This window comes from Dietzia sp. UBA5065 (assembly GCA_002415925.1).
Lineage (GTDB): Bacteria > Actinomycetota > Actinomycetes > Mycobacteriales > Mycobacteriaceae > Dietzia.
Genome location: DIAZ01000042.1, coordinates 1 through 674 on the forward strand (window position 1 = coordinate 1; position 674 = coordinate 674).

A 674-nucleotide genomic window follows, 5' to 3' on the forward strand; every position below is an offset into this window, starting at 1 on the left:
ACCCCGCGCGAGAACATCAGCTTCGACAGGCCCTGAGCGGGTCAGAGGGCCCCGTCGCCGTTCCCGCCGCCGACCCGGTCCCCGTCCTCGTCGCCGTCCCGGTCCCCGTCATCGTCCCCCTCCCCGGGCGCAGGGTCCTGCCCGGCCGGGACGGTGGTGACGGTCTCCTCCGATGAGGTCGTGGTCGGGTCGGCGCTCGTCGGGCTCGAGGTGGAGGTCGAGCTGCTGGTGGTGGGTCGCCCACACGGCTGGAACACCCGACGGAACCGATCCGGGACCCCCAGCTGCTCGAGCTGCTCGCGGCACACGTCGGACGTCGGCTCGGCGAGGAAAACCCAGGTGTCGTCGCGCCAGGAGAGCAGCTCCAGCTCCCCGCCCTCGCGGCTGACCAGCAGGAAGCGCCCGTCGCACTCCCGGACCGACGTGCCCTCGCCCACCTCGTCGGCCACGAAGCCCGGGGAGCAGCGCTCGGCCAGACCGGGTGGGCCGGTCGTGGTGGGCGTCGTGGGGCTCGGAGTGGTCGGGCGCGGGGTCGAAGTCGGGGTGGAGGTGGTGGTCGTGGGCGCGGCCACGGGCTCGCGGCTGTCACCGCCGGACGAGACGAGCCACACGATCAGCCCGGCCACCAGCGCGATCGCCAGCAGCACGGCGACGATCACCCACGGCGTCGAATC

At 73.9% G+C, this 674-nt stretch carries 1 pseudogene; it reads right to left on the reverse strand.

Features of this window, described 5'->3' with window-relative positions:
• Positions 1-41: 41 nt before the first annotated feature.
• Positions 42-674: pseudogene (locus B4M60_RS02975) on the reverse strand (hypothetical protein); the annotation flags it as partial.